Source organism: Enterobacter hormaechei subsp. hoffmannii (genome assembly GCF_001729745.1).
Lineage (GTDB): Bacteria > Pseudomonadota > Gammaproteobacteria > Enterobacterales > Enterobacteriaceae > Enterobacter > Enterobacter intestinihominis.
In genome coordinates, this window is record NZ_CP017186.1 from 2,377,687 (window position 1) to 2,391,200 (window position 13,514).

General features: G+C 53.1%; 14 protein-coding genes. All 14 read right to left on the minus strand.

The window, feature by feature from the left end; genetic code table 11:
• Positions 1 to 46 precede the first annotated feature (46 nt).
• Positions 47 to 1,129 (minus strand): ABC transporter ATP-binding protein, encoded by a 1,083-nt coding sequence (locus tag BFV65_RS11125; protein ID WP_022648294.1) that lies wholly within the window; start codon positions 1,127 to 1,129, stop codon positions 47 to 49.
• 13 nt (positions 1,130 to 1,142) lie between these two features.
• Entirely contained in the window at positions 1,143 to 1,808 is a 666-nt protein-coding gene (gene pgmB / locus BFV65_RS11130; RefSeq protein ID WP_022648295.1) for a beta-phosphoglucomutase, read from the minus strand.
• Positions 1,798 to 4,077 carry a glycoside hydrolase family 65 protein gene (locus tag BFV65_RS11135; protein ID WP_069596635.1) on the minus strand — a complete coding sequence of 760 codons (2,280 nt, stop codon included), beginning with the start codon at positions 4,075 to 4,077 and terminating at the stop codon, positions 1,798 to 1,800. Before BFV65_RS11135 ends, pgmB begins: the two co-directional genes overlap by 11 nt.
• Positions 4,071 to 5,129, minus strand: a complete 1,059-nt coding sequence (locus BFV65_RS11140; RefSeq protein ID WP_113788074.1) for a D-glucoside 3-dehydrogenase — start codon at positions 5,127 to 5,129, stop codon at positions 4,071 to 4,073. Before BFV65_RS11140 ends, BFV65_RS11135 begins: the two co-directional genes overlap by 7 nt.
• An 11-nt stretch (positions 5,130 to 5,140) precedes the next feature.
• Positions 5,141 to 5,884: a 3-dehydro-D-guloside 4-epimerase gene (locus BFV65_RS11145; protein ID WP_236724036.1), complete on the minus strand. Its 744-nt coding sequence runs from the start codon at positions 5,882 to 5,884 to the stop codon at positions 5,141 to 5,143.
• Positions 5,885 to 5,946: 62 nt separating this feature from the next.
• Positions 5,947 to 6,999, minus strand: a complete 1,053-nt coding sequence (locus tag BFV65_RS11150) for a D-guloside 3-dehydrogenase (RefSeq protein WP_069596636.1) — start codon at positions 6,997 to 6,999, stop codon at positions 5,947 to 5,949.
• Positions 7,000 to 7,027: 28 nt separating this feature from the next.
• Positions 7,028 to 7,870 (minus strand): carbohydrate ABC transporter permease, encoded by an 843-nt coding sequence (locus BFV65_RS11155; protein WP_003856865.1) that lies wholly within the window; start codon positions 7,868 to 7,870, stop codon positions 7,028 to 7,030.
• The gene (locus BFV65_RS11160) at positions 7,857 to 8,738 is read right to left on the minus strand and encodes a carbohydrate ABC transporter permease (RefSeq protein ID WP_022648300.1); all 882 of its coding nucleotides are present in this window, start codon (positions 8,736 to 8,738) and stop codon (positions 7,857 to 7,859) included. The genes BFV65_RS11155 and BFV65_RS11160 overlap by 14 nt, the downstream gene beginning before the upstream one ends.
• Positions 8,739 to 8,759: 21 nt before the next feature.
• On the minus strand, positions 8,760 to 10,052 hold the full coding sequence (locus BFV65_RS11165; RefSeq protein ID WP_069596637.1) for an ABC transporter substrate-binding protein: 1,293 nt from the start codon (positions 10,050 to 10,052) through the stop codon (positions 8,760 to 8,762).
• Between the two features lie 13 nt (positions 10,053 to 10,065).
• Positions 10,066 to 11,763 carry a sugar phosphorylase gene (locus BFV65_RS11170; protein ID WP_045308902.1) on the minus strand — a complete coding sequence of 566 codons (1,698 nt, stop codon included), beginning with the start codon at positions 11,761 to 11,763 and terminating at the stop codon, positions 10,066 to 10,068.
• Between the two features lie 184 nt (positions 11,764 to 11,947).
• Positions 11,948 to 12,172 carry a phage shock protein PspD gene (pspD, locus tag BFV65_RS11175; protein WP_006810818.1) on the minus strand — a complete coding sequence of 75 codons (225 nt, stop codon included), beginning with the start codon at positions 12,170 to 12,172 and terminating at the stop codon, positions 11,948 to 11,950.
• 12 nt (positions 12,173 to 12,184) lie between these two features.
• Entirely contained in the window at positions 12,185 to 12,544 is a 360-nt protein-coding gene (gene pspC, locus BFV65_RS11180) for an envelope stress response membrane protein PspC (RefSeq protein ID WP_006810819.1), read from the minus strand.
• Positions 12,544 to 12,768 (minus strand): envelope stress response membrane protein PspB, encoded by a 225-nt coding sequence (pspB, locus tag BFV65_RS11185; protein WP_022648304.1) that lies wholly within the window; start codon positions 12,766 to 12,768, stop codon positions 12,544 to 12,546. Before pspB ends, pspC begins: the two co-directional genes overlap by 1 nt.
• A gap of 49 nt (positions 12,769 to 12,817) precedes the next feature.
• Positions 12,818 to 13,486 (minus strand): phage shock protein PspA, encoded by a 669-nt coding sequence (gene pspA, locus BFV65_RS11190; protein WP_022651342.1) that lies wholly within the window; start codon positions 13,484 to 13,486, stop codon positions 12,818 to 12,820.
• Positions 13,487 to 13,514 lie beyond the last annotated feature (28 nt).

Below are 13,514 nucleotides of genomic sequence, written 5' to 3' on the forward strand. Positions count from 1 at the left end.
AACATACAAAAAAACCGGAAACTTTCATTTCCGGCGAATACCTTTCTTATCTAATAGCTGCTTCAGTATCAGCATCGAAGAAATGGCACTTACTCATATCGAACTGGATGCCGATATTATCTCCTGCAACGTAATCATCCGCCGCTCCCGCACGGACAACCAGTTCATGCCCGCCCACGTTGGCATAAAGCATAAATTCTGCCCCAGTCAGCTCAGCGACGCTGATCTTCGCCGCGATGTTTTCACCGCTGCGCTGTAGCGTGAGAATGTCTTCCGGACGGATCCCAAAGACGACCGCTTTGCGCTGGTAACCTTGCGCATTCAGTACGGCCAGCTTCTCCTCCGGGATCTCCAGACGCAGCGTTTCCGTCACGAAGTATCGGTCGTCGATCGCGCCACGAATGAAGTTCATCGCAGGTGAACCAATAAAGCCTGCAACGAACATATTCGCCGGCTCGTTGTAAACCTGCTTCGGCGCGCCCACCTGCTGGATGATGCCGTCTTTTAAAATCACGATGCGGGTCGCCATGGTCATGGCTTCCGTCTGATCGTGCGTCACGTAAATCATGGTGGTATTGAGCTTCTGGTGCAGCTTGCTGATTTCAGCGCGCATCTGCACACGAAGCTTGGCATCAAGGTTTGACAGCGGTTCATCCATCAGGAAAACCCCGGCTTCACGCACTATCGCCCTGCCTAACGCCACGCGCTGACGCTGACCACCTGACAATGCGCCAGGTTTACGCTGGAGATAGTCGCGTAAACCCAGGATCTGGGCCGCCCAGCTAACACGTTCTTCGATGATGGAAGGTGCTATTTTTTGCATCTTCAGACCAAACGCCATGTTGTCGTAGACCGTCATATGCGGATAGAGCGCATAGTTCTGGAAGACCATTGCGATATCACGGGACTTGGCGGGAACATCATTCATACAAACCCCGTCAATAATCAGTTCACCTGCGCTGATCTCCTCAAGGCCGGCAATCATTCGCAGCGTCGTGGATTTCCCACAGCCCGATGGACCGACGAAGACGATAAATTCTTTATCTTCAATCTCGAGATTGAAATCCTTAACCACGTGGACCTGGTTATCATAGATTTTCTGAATGTGTTTCAGAGACAGTTGAGCCATTATTAATTCCTTATCAATACGCCCGGGATGCCCAGAACGCCGTCAGGCGTTCCCAGGTCAGTTCCTGCGTTGAATGAAGTTGTAATCCCGCATGGTTCAGGCCAGGCCCAATCCCGACCGACAGCATTCCTGCGGCGTTGATCGCATCTACCCCTGCGGCGGCATCTTCGATACCAATGGCCTCTTCTGGACGCACGTTCAGTCCTTTACAGGCTGCAAGGAAGATCTCCGGGTCCGGCTTTGAGCGGCAAATGCGCGAAGCATCGGCGCAAAAATCGAAAGCCTGATGAATACCCAACGCGTGCAAAATCCCAGGGGCATTAAGCGATACGGATGCCAGCCCAATTTTGACCTTCGCGGCGCGAATATCCGCCAGCACGTCGCGAATACCCGGGAGCAGCGAATCCTGCGTCAGTGATGCCAGCGACTGGACGTAAAGCGCGTTTTTTTTCGTTGCCAGCGCCAGGCGCTGCTCGTCACTGAACATCCCCTCTTTCCCGCCATGTTTCAGAATGCGCTGGAGGGAGTCCATACGGCTTATTCCCTTCAGCTGTTCGTTAAATACTTCATCGAAGGTAATACCAATCTCCTCCGCCACGGCGCGCCAGGCCAGAAAGTGAAGATGCGCGGTATCGGTGATCACCCCGTCCAGATCGAATACAACAGCGTTAAGCGTCATGGCGCCCCTCCGTGGTAGCGGTCCCATTAACAGGTGCAAGAAAGTCCTTATACGCGCAGACTTTACGCCCTGATACATGCAGCGTTTTACCCCACAGCGTCAACGTGACAGGTGCGGTAGTCTCAATGGTTAACTGGTCATTTTCACAGTTAATGTGCATTGTTGCGTCCCGCCACCGCAGCGGGAAGGCGAGTTTCTGCCAGTGAACAGGCAGTTTCGGTGAAAGATGCAGCTCCCCTTCGCTAATGTGCAGGCCAGCAAACCCCTGAATAGCGCCCAACCAGATCGCACCGGTGGCGGCAGCATGAATACCGTCATCACTGCTGTGTGGGTCGTCCCCCAGGTCGATGGCGATACCGTCACGCCAGAAGGCATACGCCCCCTCGGTGTCACCGCAGCGTGCGAGCACAATGCCGTGAATCGCTTTACTCAGGGATGAATCATGAATCGTACGTGGCTCGTAGAACGCCAGATTGGCGGCACATTGCTGCGGCGTAAACCGTTCCGGCAGCAGGTAGTTAAGCATCACCACATCGGCCTGCTTCAGGATCTGCATCTCGTTCACTTCCGCGCGAGAGTAATCAAGCAAAATGGTTTGCTTACCCGCTTTGGCTTTATAGCGGCTCAGATCGATGGCAGGTTTTGCCATGAAGGTATCATCCTGCGGGATCACACCGTCTGCGTCGGCCTCTGGCAGCCACAGGCGCGCCAGGAACTTCCCGGCATTCTCCGTAAAACGCGCATCTTCACGGCCAAACATCGCCATAAACTGACGCGCGCAGGCAACGTTGTGCCAGGCCAGATAGTTGGTGTAGGCGTTGTTGTTGACATGCTCGGTGTATTCATCCGGTCCGATCACGTCATGGATCTCAAGACGACCATTGATTTCCGTCGCGCGTCCCATCCAGAACGAAGCGGTTTCTATCAGTAGCGTCAGCCCCTCATTGCGCATAAAGGCATCGTCGTGTGTTGCCTGCCAGTAAGCGACCACGGCCCAGGCGATATCAGCCACGATGTGATGTTCAGCGAGTGCGGAAGCCACCTTCTGGCGAACCCCGGTGCGGATGTTAATGGCCGCGAATTCTGGCGTCTCTTCCTGTCCGCTGGCCGCACTTTCCCACGGGAACAATGCACCCGGCCAACCGTTACGGCGCGCTTTTTCCCGTGCGCCTGCCAGATTAAGCCAGCGATAGCGTAGCAGGCTGCGGGCAATCTGCGGGCGGGTAAACAGATGGAACGGCAGCAGGAAAATTTCGGTATCCCAGAAGACGTGCCCCTTGTACCCCTCACCCGTCAGCCCTTTCGCCGCAATACTGCTTCGCTCATCATGAGCAGGCGTCATTGTCGTCAGATGCCAGACGGCGTAATCCAGCGCCAGCTGATCCTGTTGCTCTGTGGAAGTCACTTCCACACGTGCGTCGCGCCAGACATCTTTCCAGGCATACGCTGAGCTTTCAAGCAACGCCTCATAACCTCTTGCCGCACAGACTTTAAGATCGGCCAGCGCGTTGCGCGCGAATGACTCCTGCGACAGCGCTTTCTCGCTACGATGAGCCACCCAGACGATCTTCTCAAGCGTGACAGTGTCACCTCTAGCAATCGTCAGCGAATGATGCACGCTGAGACGGCGGTTTTTGGCGGTGAAACAGCTGTCGCTTTTCGTCGAGAGCTGGCAATACGCCGAAACCACAACCTCAGATGCACGGTCCTGCGTTTCATACACGCCCTGCATGTAGTGCTGGTCAAAGATCCTGACCGAGATTTCATCCAGATGCTGTCTGCCGCTGTTCGTTTGTGTCGCATCTATGCCGGTTTTCAGCACGGCCTGAGCGTCGCCATCAAGCGGTGTGATCGAGAACTGCATTGCCACTAAGGGCAACTGGTCCAGCGAAACAAAACGACGGCTCTCCAGCCGATAACGTTTCCCGTCGGGTGCACGCCAGACAACGTTGCGATGCAGTTCGCCGTTAGCAAAGGCCAGCTCGCGCTGCCATTCAAGAATTTCGCCTGACAGGAGCGTGAAATTGACGCCATCAAGCTCAACATCAATACCGGTGATATCCGGCAGATTGACCAGCTCAGTAGTCTCGTTGCGACCCGCGCAATGATAAAGCCCCGCGAGATACATGCCTCTGGTCTGCTGGGTGTAATCTTCTTCATGCGTAGCGCGAATGCCCATGTATCCATTCCCGCATGTCATGACAGAGGCATATTTGTTCAGGCTGTGAGGACAAAAGCCCGGATCGTTTAATACAGACACGTTCAGCATAATGTCACGCTTTCCCCTGTTTCTGCTGATTCATAAAGCGCGGCAACAAGCTGTTGTATAACCAGACCCTGTTCTGCGTCAGCGATCATAACGTGCTCTCCCAGCACATGACGCACGAAGGCATCCATACTGCGCAGATGGCGCTGATCGTCCGCCTCTTCACGATGGAAAAGGGTTTCTAAAACACCGGCTTCGTCGTTATAGATATGCGCCGGGAACAGCGTTGCGCCTGCCTTTTCACCGCAGAAAGAGACGTTCATGATGGACTGCTCGCGGATGTTAAGCGCAAAGGAGGTGTCCAGACGCAGAACGCCGCCGTTGCAGAATTCAATCGTGCCAAACAGGGCATCTTCCACGGTAAACTGCGTAGGATCCCATTCGCCAAACTGACCGTTGTGTTTCCGGTTCCCCAGTCTCTGGAAGCTGTGCGCGGTTACCCGCTTCACAGCCGGGAAGCCCAACACGTACATCGCAGCATCCAGCATATGAATGCCGATATCGATAAGCGGCCCGCCACCCTGGAGCGATTTATTGGTGAAAACGCCCCACCCCGGCACACCGCAGCGACGCAGCGCCTGCGCGGAAGTGAAGTAAATTTCACCGAGTGTGCCGTTCATTACCGCATCGCGCAGGAGCTGGGTGTCCAGGGCAAAGCGATGATGAAAATCATACGCAAGGACTTTTCCTGCCTTGCGCGCCGCGATGCGCATCTGGTCGGCCTGTTCCGGCGTCATTGCCGGCGGCTTTTCACACATCACATGGCAACCCGCTTCGAGAGCCGCCATCACATGTTCAAAATGGAACCGGTTAGGCGAACAGACGCTCACCACATCCGGTTTTACTTTCTGCAACATCTCGTGAGCGTCCTGCCATGCCGTTGGAATGGCATAACGTTTCGCGAACGCCTGTGCCTGCTCAAGGCGGCTGTCCATGACAGCCACCATTTGAACATCACTGCGCGTGGCGTAATACGAGGCATGCACTTTGTCTGCAACCTGCCCGGCGCCAATGATGGCGACGCGCAGAGGCAAAGGTGTAGAAGCACTCATCACGCTCGTCATCCTTAGCATTCACGCAGGTAATTGAGTGAGTCCTGATAGGCTTGAGCCGGATCGTCGGCACGAACCCGGCACTCGTACACCACATAACCCTGATAGTTATCAGCACGCAGCTGACCGAACAGGCTGGCGAAATCAAGGCTGCCGCTGCCCGGCTGATAGCGGTGGTTATCAGCAATATGCACATGACCCAGCAGATCGCGGTTGTGATGCAACGCTTCCGTCAGTGAGTCTTCTTCAATGTTCATGTGGTAGAAATCACCGATGATCTGCACGTGCTTCAGGCCGTTCTCTTCGATATAACGACGCGCGTCGGCCAGGGTGTTGATCATATGATCCTGATAGCGGTTCAGCGGCTCCAGGTAGACGGTAGTACCGGTGCGCGCTGCTACCTCATCCAGCCAGCGCAGGGAAGCGCTGACCGCTTTGCGATCGCCATCCAGGCTACGTGGCGAAGTCATTGGCGGCAGACGGAAGGTAAACATCCCCCAGGCAGCCGGGACGATAATCCCTTTGCCGCCCACTTCTGCCAGCGCTTCCAGAATGCGTTCAATCTGCTGGAGACCGTTCAGGCGGCGTTCTTCGATGAAATCCCCGATCCAGCCATCGTATCCGCCACACGCCGTCGTAACCGGCAGACCGGTGGCTTTGATAGCGGCTTTCACTTCGTCGAGATGTTCAACCAGCAGCCGGCCATCTATTTCGTAGCCATCAAATCCCATCGCTTTGATGTATTTGAATTTTTCCATGATAGTGGTCGGGAAAAAGGCCTAGTTTTGTGTTGCGATTTTCATGATTTGCTGTCCTTAGCTTAAAAAGTAACGCCCATTTTGATACTGAGTTCCGGGTGCTGATCGACATACTTCATGTAGCTTTCCGGGCTGGTGGTGAAGGTGACGACCGGGTCGATCAGATCTTCACAATTGAGATAACCGTTCATCAGCAATTCCCAGCAGGTCTCTTCAATACGCTTGCGACTCCAGCGTGGATAATCCGGGTTGGGTTCACTGCATGCGCGGGAGAAGACAATCTTCGCGTTGTTGAAGTGTGCTTCGCGGCCCAGGTTGAAGCCTGCCGCAAAAGGTTTGGCGAAAGCCACGTAAGAGATCGTGCCGCCGTAGGCGAGTCCGCGCAGCGCAGATTGCAGCGCATCTGCAAAGCCGCTGGTTTCGATGATCACATCCGCGCCCTGCTTGCCGGTCAGTTTCTTAATTTCAAGACCGACATCGGTACCGATTGGGTTCAGGCAGTGGTCTGCACCGTGACGGCGGGCGATCTCACAGCGATGTTCAATAGGATCGACACCAATAACCACTGACGCGCCAGCTTTTTTCGCCAGCTGAATCGCAATCTGGCCAATAGCGCCCAGCCCGACAACTACAACGAAATCCCCTACGCGGACGTTAGCATCACGCACGCCGCTCATGGCGAACTGAGCCGGATCGTAACAAACGGCGTTTTTCCAGGATGCGCCCTGCGGCATTTTGCGCAGCTTATAGTTGTTCACCGCGTTGACGATGACCGTTTCCTGCAATGGACCGTAGCAGCAAACGCTGTCGCCGATCTGGTATTCCGTTACGTCCGCACCACATTCGATGATGTCGCCGACGATCATGTTTCCCAGCTGGCATTTACCAAATTCGATGCCGCGTGCTGCCCCCTCTTCACGTGGGGTAAACATCTGCCACTCGGCGTTAAACTCTTCATCAATGAACGGGCTTGCCGCGCGGAAATCCACAACTTCGGTGCCGTGTTTCGGGGCGCCATAACGGGCACGAATCTTCACTTCATGTGCTGCAACAGGACGATCTTCGTATTCCACCAGCGCCGCTACACGAGGCGCTGTCGCAACTAATTTTTTCATGACTCACTCCTTGTTAAAATCGGCCGCCTCAGCCCTTTACGCCGCCGGCGGTCAAACCACTTTTAATAAAACGTTCAGACAGGGCATACATAATGACAACGGGCAGTGCGGTCACAAGCGATGCCGCCATCATGCGACCCCAGATGTAATCTGGCGTACTGAAGAGCGTGTTCAGCCCCACCGGCAACGTGAAGTTGCTGGCGCTGGACAGGAAAATGGAGGCGAACAGGTAGTCATTCCACGCCACCATGAAGCAGTAAACGAAGACTGACACCAGACCCGAGATCGCCAGCGGCACGGTGATGCGGAAGATGATTTGCAGGCGGTTCAGGCCGTCCATCATCGCGGCTTCTTCTATCTCATCCGGGATAGTGTCGAAATAGCTGCGCAGCATAAAGACCGCAGTCGGCAACGTCTGCGTCACCATGGTGATGATCAGCGCCAGCTCGGTGTCATAAATGCCGAGCGCGGTGATGATTTTGAACAGCGGCACCACCAGCAGGATCCCGGAGAACATATAGACGGTGTAGAAGCTCGCATTGATCGTCGTGCGCCCTTTAAAGCGCAGTTTGGATAACGCATAAGCGCCCAGCGTACCGAGAAACACCGCAATGACAGAGGAGGTCAGTGACACCACCATGCTGTTACGGAAATAATCCACAAACGGGAAAATCAGCGGGTTAAAGATGTCGATGTAGTGCTGTAACGTCCACTCCTGCGGCAGGATAGTCGGGTGCAGTGAGATCGCCTCTTTCGCGCTTTTGAACGATGTCATCAGCATCACAAAAAACGGAAACAGCGTGATAATCAGGAATACCGCCAGTCCCAGATAAAAACCGATACGGCCCAGAACGCGTTTATTTGTTGCCATTGAGGTTTACCCTTTTTCTGGTCAGCAGAATGACAGCGAATATGATCACAAACAGCACAACGGAAATGGCGGCTGCTTTACCCAGGTCATTGAACGCAAAGGCGGTTTTGTAGAGATATACGCCCAGAATGTCGACCTTGGTGGTGAGCAGATAAACATCCGCAAACATGTAGAACATCCAGATGGTGCGCAGCGTGACCACCGTGGCCAGCACCGGCATGATGGCGGGCAACGTCACGATACGAAAACGCTGCCAGGCATTCGCCCCGTCCATCTCTGCCGCTTCGTACAAGGATTTATCAATGGTCTGTAGAATCGCGAGGAACGAGATAAAGGCATACGGGAAGTAACGCCAGATGGCGAACAGCACGACCAGGACAAAACTGCTGCCAGGGTTATCGAACCACAGCGGCGCCTGATCGTAGAGATGCAGCAGATCAACGCCAAGATAGTTCACAATTCCGTAGCCGTTGTTGAACATGTATTTCCAGGCAAATACCAGTGAAATAGACGGCGTCACATAGGACAGTATCACCAGTGAACGTGCCGTTTTCCGCATGCGGAATTCACGGTTAAAGAAGATCGCTACGGCCAGCCCCAGTCCGGTGCTGCCGATCACCACCAGCGCCGTATACCAGAACGTCATCCACAGGGAGTGCCAGAACGCAGCATCGCCCAGGATGCGAATGTAGTTATCCAGACCGACGAACACCGCATCAATACGCGGATTCAGCGGTAAACGTAAAAAACTGATTTCAATGTTAGAAATCATTGGCCAGGCCACCAGGCCCCCCAGCAAAATCAGGCTGGGGGCCAACAGCAGCATGGCGAAAGGCATATCTGAACGACCAGAAAACAACGTCTTCATAATTCCCTTCGCAAAGCGCTCCTATCGTTGTGATATCAGGTCAGTCAGTTTCTTCTGGCTGTTGCTTAACGTCGCACTGAGATCTTTTTGTCCCACCGTCACGTTATGCACCATGGAACTGATAATGCCGGACCCGGTAACATCTCCCATGCGGGTAAAGTTCTTGTCGCCCACGGCACCAAACACCTGGACGTTCGGGAACTGCGCAATCAGCTCGTAAGGCAGTTGACCAAAGGCCTTGATAACGTCGTTGTTTTTCCAGGAATCAGTGCCCACCACGAGTTTATTGACCGGTAGCGCGGCGCCCGGAGACATCATGACCCAATCAGAGGCGTTCTGAGCCTGCTCCATCCAGGTGACAAATTTCTCGGCGGCCTGCGTTTCCTCTTCGGTCTGGCCGGTAGTGATCGTCAAAGAAGTGATCATGCCGTACACGGCTGATGATTTTTCCGTCGGGACAACGAACCCCAGGTTGGCCGGATTGCCATCTTTGAAGACCGCGGGCAGGATATAGGTAGAGTAAACGGCCATAGGCGCAGAACCGTTCATGAAGGCGTCTTTGATCTCCATGACATCATTCGAGCCCGGCATGGTGTTCGCGGCCAGTGCCCTATAAAACTCCAGCGCTTTCGACATCTCAGGGGTATCGATTTTCACGCTGCCGTTTGCATCAAAGACGTTGGCCCCTCCTGACAAAGCAAATTGCGAGAAAGCCTGCTCCGTCATGACGCTTTCTGCGGTTGGAAGCGCGATACCGTAATGTTTTTTAGCCGGATCGTTGAGCGCCTGACTGGCTTTCAGCAGTTGCTCCCAGTTGTGCGGCTCTTCAATACCCGCTGCCGCGAGCGCATCTTTGTGATACCAGACGCCGGACAGCCAGGCGCTAACCGGCACCCCCGTCCATGCGTTGCCATCTTCCGTGCGAACTACGCGTAAAATGCCGTCGTAAAATGTCTCCTCGCCCACCGCCTTGATGGCGCGGCCGATGGCGTCACGATCCAGTAGCTGCTCTTTATCCATGACTTTGGCGTAGTCATGGCTGATCTCAATCACCTCCGGCAGCGCACCGGTACGAGCCAGGGTAATTACCTTGGTGTTGTAGGCATCTTCTTCAACGGGTACCTGCTTCACCGTAATCGACGGGTTCTCTTTCTCGAATTTTTCAATCAATTTCGTGATAACGGCCTGACGCTCCTGTTCTACCGACGAGTGCATAAACTCAATGGTGACCTGAGATGCTTTATCGTCCTTACAGCCTGATAACAGGGCGCACGAAACCAGTGCTGATAACAGCACAATTTTTGGCATTTTCATTTTAGGGTCCTTTTTAGTTTTCTTTAATCCACATTACCTGCCATGGATTGAGGATCAGCTCCGTACCGCTAATATCCTGTCCTGATAATAATTCCTTACCAGAAAGCGTTTGTTCATAAACGGTCTGCATTTTATTGCTAAAATTAAATAATGCTGTAATTCGCTCGCCATTTTCAGCAACACGAATAATTTTAAGAATTTGTTTACCCACTGCGTCGAAAGCAGCCTGACTATCCGGATGGAACGCCCTCTCGCCGCGACGAATAGCGATAAACTCACTCAAACGAGAATAAATTTGATAACGAATACTCTTCTTATTATTCAGTTCGCTATCAAGCTGCCCCGCCGTGTATTTTTTCCGGTTAATCGCGCGGTTATATCCGAGGCGTTCGACGCCTTCATAATCGTTCCGCGAACCAAGAATGCTCTGAATATAAACAGCCGGGACGCCTGGGAAACTTAACAACACAGCATGCGCGAGGAGGAACCGTGCAATACGTTCCTCATCTGAACTGTCTTGTAAACTTAACGCATCAAGATAGGTGACATTAATTTCATAAGGGCTTCGCGTTCCGTCAGGATTATTTTTCCAGTTGACCAGCGCGCCTTCCTGCTGAAGATTTTCGACCAACGAGAGGATCTCTGATTCCGGAAGAATGCCGCGCAGCGGATTCAAACCGATACCATCATGCGAGGCCAGGAAATTAAACCATGTAGTGTGTGAAGAAGGCAGTGCCAGCGACCCCGCCCATTGGCAAAGTGCTTTCACATCCTGACGATGAACGGCATGCAGCACCAGCGGAGGTAAGGAAAACTGATAGACCATCTGGGCTTCGTTTTCACCATCACCGAAGTAAGAGATGTTGTCTTTGTGCGGAACATTTGTCTCAGTAATGATCACCGTTCCAGGTGCCACGGCGTCCGTAATGGCGCGGAACAGCTGGATAAGGCAATGAGTTTGTTCCAGATGGATGCAGGTTGTTCCCGGGATTTTCCACATAAACCCGACCGCATCCAGACGGATATAACGCGCCCCTTCCATGAGGTAATGGAGCAGAACGTCAACCATTGCAATCAGCACCTGCGGCGAGGCGAAATTGAGATCGATCTGGTCATCGCTGAATGTAGTCCATAAATGACGAACGCTGCCATCATTAAGCGTAAACGGCGTCAACAGCGGTAGAGCGCGTGGGCGCGTCACCGCGGATAAATCGGTTTCCGGGTCGACAGAAATAAAGAAATCTTCATAACCAGGCTTCTGCGCCAGATAATTAGCAAACCATTCGCTTTTCGCTGACATATGATTGCAAACGAAATCAAACATTAAGCTGGCTGACTGTTTTAATTCCGCGACATCGCGCCAGTTTCCCGTTTCAGGTGCAACGGTATGATAATCAATAACGGAAAAACCATCATCTGATGACCACGGATAGAAAGGTAAAAGATGGACATGAGAAAAAGTACGAGAAAGCCACTCATTATAGAACCGGGTAAATACCGGCAATGCTTTCTCCCCTTTCGCGGAGATCTGATCGGCATAGGTAATCAGAACAACATCTTTTTCATCCCAGCCTGACTTACGCTTCTCCGTAATATTAACCGCCGCCTGTTGAAGCTTAGTTAATAACACGTCAAGGTGTGCATCTGAAAATGATTCACCGTAAATATGATTGATAAGGTATTTAATTTTTGCGTTCACATTATTTTCCATGGTAGCGGTCCCACGGAGTGGCAATCTACTCCCATGAAAAATATCTGTCAACGGACCAGGGGGCTGAAAAAGGCATTCTCAAAGCAGCGCAATGCAGTAATGTGAGCTGCCGCAAAGAAAGAGAAAAAGCAGAGGGGGAATTCATGCCCTCTCTCAGCGCGAGAAAGGGCTTATATGAGCGGGATTAGCGTGAAAAGTAGCGACGTGAAACGCGTTTTGCCAGTTTTTGTAACAGCGGCTCCAGGGCGACCGCCAGCAACATTCTGACCGGCTTACGGGCAACAGACTTGATCGCCCAGCCCGCCACACCAGCCGGACCATAACGTAACGCCGTCATCAGAACCAGTTTACCTGCGATTTTCAGGCCGGGTTTTACCTTCTGACCGGCCTGTTGCCAGTTTTGTTTCATGTAAGTTCTCTCTTAAAGCTGACGGAAACGACTTCTCAGCGTAAAGGTATCGGAGGTGACATAACGTTCCATCTCGCGCAATCGCTTCTCCCCTGCGCTCAGCTGTTCATCCACCGCGTTAAGAAGATCGCTGCTGGTTGGCGTGTTTTCCGCATCCAGCTCACCTTCCGGCATCGGATCAAGTACAAACGACAGAATGATGTAAGCCACCAGTGTAATAAAGGCCAGGCCAAAGAAAATCGACAATACGGTGACCACACGTACCAGTTTTACCGGGACATCCAGATAGTGTGCCAGCCCGGCGCAAACGCCCCGAACCATGCCCTGCTGCGGGATGCGCCACAGTTTTTTATTCAGATTTAGTCCAGCCATTAACGCTCCCTCCAGTTCGGGTGTTCCGCATCCAGGATGGCTTCCAGCGCCTGAATACGTTCGCGCATTTTGTTTGCCTCAGAAGAGAGCTGCGCCAGCCGCTGTTGCTCGCTTTGCGACAGCTCCCCGCGAGAAGAGCGGTTGCTGTAGTGCAGCCATAACCAGATGGGCAGAACAAACAGCACGAAAATTGTCAGGGGTATTGCCAGAAAAAGCGCGCTCATGTGTACTCCTTGTCTTGCGATGCGGCACGCTCAGGTGCCGCAGGATTTATTATTGGTTGTCTTGCTTCATTTTGGCTTTCAGCGCCGCCAGCTGCTCGCTAATTTCATCATCGGCTTTCAGGTCAGCAAACTGCTGATCCAGGGTTTTCTGCTTACCGATGCTGTGGCTTTCGGCTTCCGCTTCCATGTGGTCGATACGACGTTCGAACGATTCGAAACGCGCCATCGCTTCATCCAGTTTGCCGCTGTCCAGCTGGCGACGCACGTCGCGGGACGAACTTGCAGCCTGGTGGCGCAGCGCCAGCGCCTGTTGACGTGCACGGGTTTCGCTGAGTTTGTTTTCAAGCTCACCAATCTCTTTCTTCATACGCGTCAGAGTATCATCCACCAGCGTCACTTCATGTTCCAGCGTGGCCACCATATCGGTCAGCTTCTGCTTCTCAATCAGCGCAGCGCGGGCCAGATCTTCTTTATCTTTGCGCAGCGCCAGTTCAGCTTTTTCCTGCCACTCGTTAAGCTGGGCAGTCGCCTGCTCGATACGACGCGTTAACTGCTTCTTCTCTGCCAGCGCGCGGGCGGAGGTGGAGCGTACTTCAACCAGCGTGTCTTCCATCTCCTGAATCATCAGGCGCACCAGCTTCTGCGGATCTTCTGCTTTCTCCAGCAGCGAGTTGATGTTGGCGTTCACGATGTCGGCAAAACGAGAAAAAATACCCATAATTCAATCCTCATAGTTCTGTTATCGG

What these genes read in the sequence shown, in the direction of transcription:
- BFV65_RS11125 (WP_022648294.1), bottom strand. Translation starts at nt 1,129, where the DNA reads ATGGCTCAACTGTCTCTGAAACACATTCAGAAAATCTATGATAACCAG.
- pgmB (WP_022648295.1), bottom strand. Translation starts at nt 1,808, where the DNA reads ATGACGCTTAACGCTGTTGTATTCGATCTGGACGGGGTGATCACCGAT.
- BFV65_RS11135 (WP_069596635.1), bottom strand. Translation starts at nt 4,077, where the DNA reads ATGCTGAACGTGTCTGTATTAAACGATCCGGGCTTTTGTCCTCACAGC.
- BFV65_RS11145 (WP_236724036.1), bottom strand. Translation starts at nt 5,884, where the DNA reads ATGGAAAAATTCAAATACATCAAAGCGATGGGATTTGATGGCTACGAA.
- BFV65_RS11150 (WP_069596636.1), bottom strand. Translation starts at nt 6,999, where the DNA reads ATGAAAAAATTAGTTGCGACAGCGCCTCGTGTAGCGGCGCTGGTGGAA.
- BFV65_RS11155 (WP_003856865.1), bottom strand. Translation starts at nt 7,870, where the DNA reads ATGGCAACAAATAAACGCGTTCTGGGCCGTATCGGTTTTTATCTGGGA.
- BFV65_RS11160 (WP_022648300.1), bottom strand. Translation starts at nt 8,738, where the DNA reads ATGAAGACGTTGTTTTCTGGTCGTTCAGATATGCCTTTCGCCATGCTG.
- BFV65_RS11165 (WP_069596637.1), bottom strand. Translation starts at nt 10,052, where the DNA reads ATGAAAATGCCAAAAATTGTGCTGTTATCAGCACTGGTTTCGTGCGCC.
- BFV65_RS11170 (WP_045308902.1), bottom strand. Translation starts at nt 11,763, where the DNA reads ATGGAAAATAATGTGAACGCAAAAATTAAATACCTTATCAATCATATT.
- pspD (WP_006810818.1), bottom strand. Translation starts at nt 12,172, where the DNA reads ATGAAACAAAACTGGCAACAGGCCGGTCAGAAGGTAAAACCCGGCCTG.
- pspC (WP_006810819.1), bottom strand. Translation starts at nt 12,544, where the DNA reads ATGGCTGGACTAAATCTGAATAAAAAACTGTGGCGCATCCCGCAGCAG.
- pspB (WP_022648304.1), bottom strand. Translation starts at nt 12,768, where the DNA reads ATGAGCGCGCTTTTTCTGGCAATACCCCTGACAATTTTCGTGCTGTTT.
- pspA (WP_022651342.1), bottom strand. Translation starts at nt 13,486, where the DNA reads ATGGGTATTTTTTCTCGTTTTGCCGACATCGTGAACGCCAACATCAAC.